Annotated in this window: 7 protein-coding genes; 3 read left to right on the top strand and 4 right to left on the bottom strand. The window is 74.7% G+C overall.

Annotated features, from left to right (window positions below):
* The 4 genes from AB0C69_RS35660 to AB0C69_RS35675 all read right to left on the bottom strand — a co-directional run.
* A partial coding sequence (locus AB0C69_RS35660; protein WP_360359735.1) for a tetratricopeptide repeat protein occupies nt 1–1,498 on the bottom strand: 1,498 nt, incomplete at its 3' end.
* 48 nt (nt 1,499–1,546) lie between these two features.
* Nucleotides 1,547–1,993 (bottom strand): hypothetical protein, encoded by a 447-nt coding sequence (locus AB0C69_RS35665; RefSeq protein WP_360359738.1) that lies wholly within the window; start codon nt 1,991–1,993, stop codon nt 1,547–1,549.
* On the bottom strand, nt 1,990–2,514 hold the full coding sequence (locus AB0C69_RS35670) for a sigma-70 family RNA polymerase sigma factor (RefSeq protein WP_345178676.1): 525 nt from the start codon (nt 2,512–2,514) through the stop codon (nt 1,990–1,992). The genes AB0C69_RS35665 and AB0C69_RS35670 overlap by 4 nt, the downstream gene beginning before the upstream one ends.
* A gap of 33 nt (nt 2,515–2,547) precedes the next feature.
* Nucleotides 2,548–3,738 carry a S8/S53 family peptidase gene (locus AB0C69_RS35675; protein WP_360359741.1) on the bottom strand — a complete coding sequence of 397 codons (1,191 nt, stop codon included), beginning with the start codon at nt 3,736–3,738 and terminating at the stop codon, nt 2,548–2,550.
* Nucleotides 3,739–4,067: 329 nt separating this feature from the next.
* Between AB0C69_RS35675 and AB0C69_RS35680 the strand changes: the two genes are divergently transcribed.
* The 3 genes from AB0C69_RS35680 to AB0C69_RS35690 all read left to right on the top strand — a co-directional run bounded on the left by AB0C69_RS35680 (nt 4,068) and on the right by AB0C69_RS35690 (nt 6,677).
* Complete coding sequence (locus AB0C69_RS35680; protein WP_185026294.1) at nt 4,068–4,562, top strand: DUF3145 domain-containing protein; 495 nt, start codon at nt 4,068–4,070, stop codon at nt 4,560–4,562.
* Nucleotides 4,563–4,708: 146 nt separating this feature from the next.
* Complete coding sequence (locus AB0C69_RS35685; RefSeq protein WP_360359744.1) at nt 4,709–5,536, top strand: alpha/beta hydrolase; 828 nt, start codon at nt 4,709–4,711, stop codon at nt 5,534–5,536.
* Entirely contained in the window at nt 5,520–6,677 is a 1,158-nt protein-coding gene (locus AB0C69_RS35690) for a SpoIIE family protein phosphatase (RefSeq protein WP_360359747.1), read from the top strand. The genes AB0C69_RS35685 and AB0C69_RS35690 overlap by 17 nt, the downstream gene beginning before the upstream one ends.
* Nucleotides 6,678–6,852: the final 175 nt, after the last annotated feature.

The raw sequence follows: 6,852 nt of genomic DNA on the forward strand, positions 1-6,852 counted from the left end.
GCTGCGGGAGCGGACGGGCACCCGTCGAGGCGGCCTCCCGCCTGGCCGGTCGCGGCATGACGGGACAGGTCAGCGCCGCGGCCCGCTCGGGGTCCTTGGGCGGGCGGACGCGGACGGGCCGGGCGATCGCCCGCCGCCGCTCCTCCACGGCGAGCAGTTCCCGCGCCGACCCGGACAGGCGGAGCCCGAGCTCCGCCAGCTCCGCGGCGAGCCCCGCCGCGCGGGCGCGCAGGTCGAGCGCGTCCAGGGCCTCCGCGTGCTCCTCGGTCACCTCAAGCCCTGCCTTGACCGCCGCCAGCGCGCCCTTGCGGGCGTCGCGGGAGGAGTGTTCGAGGGCCGTCGCGTGCCAGGCGGCGATCCTGCCCGAGGCCGGGCCGCTCGTCCGCCGGACGGAGGCCAGCAGATGCCCCGCCGGCCGGCCCAGCGACAGCGCCACGCGCGCGGCGACGATGCGTGCCTCGTCGGCGGCGTCCGCCCAGCCGCCGGCGTCCAGCCGTTCCGCCGCGGCCGCGGCCGAACGCAGCAGGACGGGGGAGCGTTCACCGGACGCCCACCGGGCCTTGAGCAGCACGTGCTCGGCCAGCAGCGCCCATCCGGTGCGCTGCTGTTCGGTGAACGTCGTGCGGGCCAGCTCCGCCGCCACCGTGGCCTCCTCCGCGTTGCCGTCGGCCAGTTCGGCGTGGGCGAGGAGCAGGTATCCGTCAGCCGTGTCGCACCGGTACCCGTTCGCGGTGGCCGCGTCCAGGGCGGCGGTGAGGACGGGACGCGCCTCACCCGGCAGACCCGCCATGATGAGCGTCTCCGCTTGGTCGAACCGGCACTGCGCCAGGCGCTCCCCGGTCAGGCCCTGCTCGGCCTCCGCGAAGAGACGGAGCGCGCGCGGGACGTCCCCCCGCCGCGACACCGTGAAGGCCAGGTTCCCCTTCGCCATGGCCGTCTGGTGGCGTAACCCGGCGGCCTCGCCGACGGCGACGGCCTCGGCCAGCGCCTCCTCCGCGCCGTCGTAGTCACCGCGGAACACCCGCGCCAGGCCGAGGTTGGTGAGCAGACCGCTGAGCGCGGCGGGGTCGTGCCCCGCGCGTAAGCGGGGCAAGGCCCGCACCGCGACGTCGTGCGCCTCTTCCAGACGTCCGGCCCGGGCCAGAGCGCCCGCCTTGTTCGCGGCCAGGCGGTCGGCGTCGGGCCCGTGCAGGACGGTCTCCGCCCGCCTCGCCAGGGCGAGCGCCTCGGTGACGTCGCCGCTCGCCGTGAGCAGCCCGACGAGGTTCATCCGCACCTGCGCCGCCGCGTACGCGTCGGACCCGGAGGCCAGTTCCAGGGCGCGCCGGAGGAAGGCGAGGCCTTCGTCGAGCCTGCCCAGCTCCTTGGCGGCCAGACCGGCCACGCGCAGCGGCAGGATCCCGCCGCCGTCCTCCAGCAGCGCGAGCGCCCGTGTGAAGGCGGTCGCGGGATCCGTCGCCGCCATCCGCAGCAGGACGCCTTCGTCCCGCCCGGTCATTCGTCCCGCCCGCCCAATGCGCCCCGCCCGGTCATTCGTCCCGCCCGGTCACAGCCGGATCCAGCTCGTGACGATCGACGTGCCGTCGTCCAGCCGCAGGATCAGGCTCACCAGCCCGGCCGGCACGCGCGGCAGCCAGAACATCCCCGCCGGCTCCGTGCGCGCCGTGATCCCGCCCGGCGGCAGGTCGCGGTGGCGCACCTCGACGAGCGCCGCCGCGGGCGGGACGAGCCGCCCGTGGATCTCCCGGAACCGGCCGTCCGGCGCCACCTCGATCTCGACCGCCGCGTCCGTGCAGGTGAAGGTCAGCGTCCGGGCCGGGCCGCCCCGCACCCCCGCCGCGCGGCCGCCCAGGTCGTGCTCCAGTTCCGCCAGCCGCGCGGCCGGCGCCCGCCACGCGATCGACGCGCGGGCCGCCGCGAGCACGGCCGCCGGCACCGGGTCGAGGATCTGGAACGTCGCGCGGACTCCCGCCATCAGCTCGTCGTCGTTCACGAGACCAGCCTCCGCAGCGACTCCAGGCAGCGCGCCCGCGTCGGGCCCACGCTGCCGACGGGGATCCCGAGGGCGGCGGCCAGCTCGGCGTGGCTCGGCGCGAGCGCGAACAGCCGCAGCAGCGTCCGGCAGCGCAGCGGCAGCCGTTCCAGCGCCGCGCCGACCAGGCCGAGCCGCTCGCGCGCCGCGACCACCCGCGCCGGGTCGGGCTCCGGCTCGCGCGGCGCGGGCACGGACGGGAGCGCACGGCCGCGCCGGCGCGCCAGCCGTAAGCTCTCGTGGCGCGCCGTCGTGGCCAGCCAGCATGTCGCCGCGGCGGGCTCGCGGAGCTCGTCGATCCGCTCCACCAGCCGCAGCCACGTGGTCTGCACCGCGTCGCCCGCGTCGGCGTCGTTCAAACCGTACGAGCGGGCGATCGACCACAGCAGCCCGCTGTGCCGCTCGACCAGCCGGGCCCACGCGTCGCCGTCGCCGTCGCGTGCCCGGATTATCAGCTCGTCCGTATCGTCCCTACGGGCCACCGAAGTCTCCTCCTGAGGCCCCCCGCTCCCCCTTCACCCTATGGCATCGATCGATGACGCGCTGTGCACTTCGGTGCCGAGACCCGGAAGCACCGGGTGCCGCGCGGGATCGAGCACACGATCGGCCGCCTCGGCCGCCCCGATGTCCTCGTGCGCGGCGAGGGCGGCGATCCGCCCCGCCACGACCGGTGTCGCGAACGACGTCCCGCTCCATGTGGCGTAGCCGTCGAACCGGTCGGGATCGGAACCGCTCACCGCGGGGCGGGGGCCGTCGAACCGGACGAAGGCGCTGGCCACGCCGACGCCTTGCGCGCACGCGTCCACCCACCAGCCGTGGTTGGAGAACCAGGCCCGGTCCTCGCCGTCCAGCGCGGCGACGCCGATGACCGGCTTCATCGCGGCGGGCCAGAACGGGCGGTCCGTCGCCGCGTTCCCCGCGCACGCCACGACGACCGTGCGGCGGCCGAGCGCCGCGACCGCCTGGGAGAGCACCGGCGAGGGGCGGTCGTCGTAGGTGTGGCAGCCGAGCGAGAGGTTGACGACGTCGGCGCGGCCCCAGGCGGCGAGCCACTCCAGCGCCCGGATCACGTCCAGCTCGTCGCCGATCCCGTGGCCGTCGATGACGCGGCGGGCCCGCAGGACGGCGGACGGCGCCTGGGACAGCACCACGCCCGCGATGAAGGTGCCGTGCCCCGCCTGCGCGTCGAGCGCGAAGTCCAGATCGGCGTCCAGGACCTCCGCCACCTCGTCGCGCTGCTCGCGGTACCACTCCTCGCCCTCGTACCAGGGGTGCGGCGACAGGCCGGTGTCCAGGATCGCGACCGTCACGTCCCGCCGGACCGGGCCGCCCCGCGGCGCGGGCATGGGAGGGGCGGGGCGGGGCAGGTCCGCGGGCCCGCTCCACCACATCGGCTGGCCGAGGACGAGGTGGTTCGGCGCCGCGCTCAGCCTCCGGTGCCGCCGGTCGGCGCTGCCGAGGACGGCCGCCAGCTCGCACACGTCGACCTTCGCGGGGGCGCGCAGCCGCAGCCGCGTGACGCCGCCCTCGTCGTCGCGCGAGTCGTACCAGCGCCGGACCAGCGACTCGGCCGCGCCGGCGTCCCGCCCCGCGACCAGGATCTCGTCCCGGCGGATCAGCGCCGGCCGCCCCGGCAGCGGCTCCACGACGACCGCGTCCGCATGCCGGGCCAGCACCCGCTCCAGCCGCGCCTGTTGATCGAACATCGAGCCTCGCCTCCGCCGAACCGACCCTTTCGCTCATCGTGGCGGACCGGTGACGCTCCGTGCCGAGAATGAGCGGAAGGTGGCCGATGGTGGCATGCGTGACGAGTCTCACCCCGGAGAGGAGGCACACCCGCGTCCCCCTCGCAATAGTGGATCTTGACGGAGGCGCCGGGTGAACGATGTGCATCCTGTGTTCAAGCGTTCAACAAACTGCGAACTCACGGTGGTGCGACTCCGGCCGATGATGCACAATGAGGGACGCGGACGCCGACTTGGGACGTACGAGGCCGTAGGGGAAGACGAGCCTCGGTACAGATCCAGGAGGTCCGGTGACCGCACGTGGCGTTTTTTACGTCCACTCCGCGCCACCTGCGCTGAGCCCGCACATCGAGTGGGCCGCCGCAGGTGTTCTCGGGGTGCCCGTTTCCCTTGAGTGGGCAGATCAGCCGGCCGCGCCCGGAACGCTGCGCGCCGAGCTTCATTGGGAGGGCAGGCCCGGTACCGCCGCGGGCATCACCTCCGCGCTGCGCAACTGGAAACTGGTGCGGTTCGAGGCCACCGAGGATCCGACGCCCGGCACCGACGGCGTCCGCTTCAGCTTCACCCCGACCCTCGGGGTGTTCACGGGGGTCATCGGCGCCAGCGGCGACATCATGGTCCCCGAGGACCGGCTCCGCGCGGTGATGGCGAACGCCGCCGTCGGCAAGGCCACGCTGGAGCAGGAGCTCGACCGGTTGCTCGGCACGCCGTGGGACAACGAGCTGGAGCCCTTCCGCCGGGCCGGCGACGGCGCCCCCGTCCGCTGGCTGCACGCCGCCGTCTGACGGTCCCGCGGCGCGGCCGGCGCCGCCCGCCCGGAGCGCGTACCCGTCCCGCGACTCGTACGCTCCCGCGGCCGGGAGGCGAGCACGCCCGCCGCCGGGCGGCCCCGTGAGGTGTGGAAACGGGGAGCCCGGGGCACGTTGGGTAGGTGTCCGCTTTGACCCGCAACAACGTGCAGGACCTGGGCCGACGGTCGGGGCAGCCCATGCTCTTCGCGCACGGGTTCGGCTGCGACCAGACGATGTGGCGGCTCACCGCGCCGGCCTTCGAGGCCGACCATCGGGTCCTCCTCTTCGACCACGTCGGGTTGGGGAACTCGGACATGTCGGCCTATTCGGCCGACCGGTACGGCACCCTTGAGGCCTACGCCGAGGACGTGCTGGACATCGTCCACGAGCTGGACCTGCACGACGTGATCTTCGTCGGGCACTCCGTCAGCGCGATGATCGGGGTGCTGGCGGCGAACAAGGATCCCGGTCGCTTCGCCCGTCTGGTGCTGGTCGGCCCCTCGCCCCGCTACGTCGACGACGGGGAGTACGTCGGCGGGTTCACCGGCGCCGACATCACCGAGCTCCTGGAGTCGCTGGAGAGCAACCATCTCGGCTGGTCGAGCCGGATGGCGCCGCTGATCATGGGGAATCCGGAGCGGCCCGAGCTGGGCCGGGAGCTGACCAACGCCTTCTGCCGCACCGATCCCGACGTCATGCGGCAGTTCGCGCGCGTGACCTTCCTGTCCGACAACCGGGCCGACCTGCCCGGGCTGAGCGTCCCGACCCTGCTCCTGCAGTGCTCGGAGGACATCATCGCCCCGGAGGCGGTGGGGGACTACGTGCACCGCGCCATCCCCGGGAGCGAGCTGGTGCGGCTGCGCGCGACGGGGCACTGCCCCAACCTGAGCGCGCCCGAGGAGACGATCGCGGCGATCAAGGCCTTTCTGCGGAAGGTTCCGAGTGGCCCCGATGTCCGGCGCGGATGACGAACTCGCCCGCCTCCGGGACCTCTACGAGCACGCGCCCTGCGGCTACCTGTCGCTGCGCCCGCCCGGGACGATCACCAGGGTCAACCAGACGTTCCTGGACTGGACGGGCTACCGCGCCGACGACCTGCTCGACGGCACGCGCTTCCAGGAGCTGCTCCCCGTCGGGGACCGCATCTACTACGAGACGCACTTCGCGCCGCTGCTGACCATGCAGGGCGAGGTCCACGAGATCGCCGTCGACCTGAAGTGCGCGGACGGCGAGCGGCTGCCCGTGCTGGTCAACTCGACGCTGCGCCCGGAGGAACCGGACGGGGCCCCCGCCGTCCGGGTGTGCGTCTTCCGCGCCATCGACCGCCGGGAGTACGAGCGGGAGCTCCTGCACGCCCGCCGGCGCGCGCGGGACTCGGAGGCCCGCGCCCGGCAGCTCGCCGAGACCCTGCAGCGCAGCTTCATCCCGCCCGCGCTGCCGCGCGTCCCCGGACTGGAGGCGGGCGGCGCCTACCGCCCGGCCGGCGCCGGCGACGAGGTGGGAGGGGACTTCTACGACCTGTTCGAGATCTCTCCCACCCGGTGGGGGCTGGTGCTGGGGGACGTGTGCGGCAAGGGGGCCGGGGCCGCGGTGGTGACGAGCCTGGCCCGGTACACGGTGCGGGCGGTCGCCACGGAGGCCGAGTCCCCCGCCGACGTCCTCCGGAAGCTGAACTCGTCCCTGCTGGGCCACGGCGCGGAGCGGTTCTGCACCGCCGTCTACGCGGGCATCGAGTACGGCCCGCGCGGCAAGCCGCTCCTCACCGTCTCGCTCGGCGGTCATCCCGCGCCGCTTCTGGTCGCCTCCTCCGGGGAGGTGCGGCGCGTCGGCCGCCCCGGCGACCTGCTCGGCATACTCGACGACGTGGTGCTGGCCGACGAGTCCGTGGAGCTGCGGTCCGGCGACTCCGTCCTGTTCTTCACCGACGGCGTCAGCGAGGCGCGCCGCGACCGGGAGTTCTTCGGCGAGGACCGGCTCGCCGGGCTGCTGTCCGACGCGCGGGGCCTCGACGCCGGCGCCATCACCGGCCGGATCGTCGACCGCGTCGTCGGTTTCCAGAACGGCGTGCCGCGCGACGACATCGCGCTCGTCACCCTCAGGGTCCAGTAGGCCCCGATCAGACGCCGCAGCGGTCACCGCCGGCCCTCGGCGGCGGGACGGGTGCGCACGCGCGGGGAGCTGCGCATGCGCGAACGGCCCAGGACGGCATCGGGGGGCTGCGCGGCGGCTACGAGTACTCCCGGTCGGCCAATCCGACGCGTACCGCGCTGGAGGTATGCCTGGC

Source organism: Actinomadura sp. NPDC048032 (assembly GCF_040653175.1).
GTDB lineage: Bacteria > Actinomycetota > Actinomycetes > Streptosporangiales > Streptosporangiaceae > Spirillospora > Spirillospora verrucosospora.

Coding starts and splice junctions, on each gene's coding strand:
- AB0C69_RS35675 (WP_360359741.1), bottom strand. CDS start 3,738: ATGTTCGATCAACAGGCGCGGCTGGAGCGGGTGCTGGCCCGGCATGCG.
- AB0C69_RS35690 (WP_360359747.1), top strand. CDS start 5,520: ATGTCCGGCGCGGATGACGAACTCGCCCGCCTCCGGGACCTCTACGAG.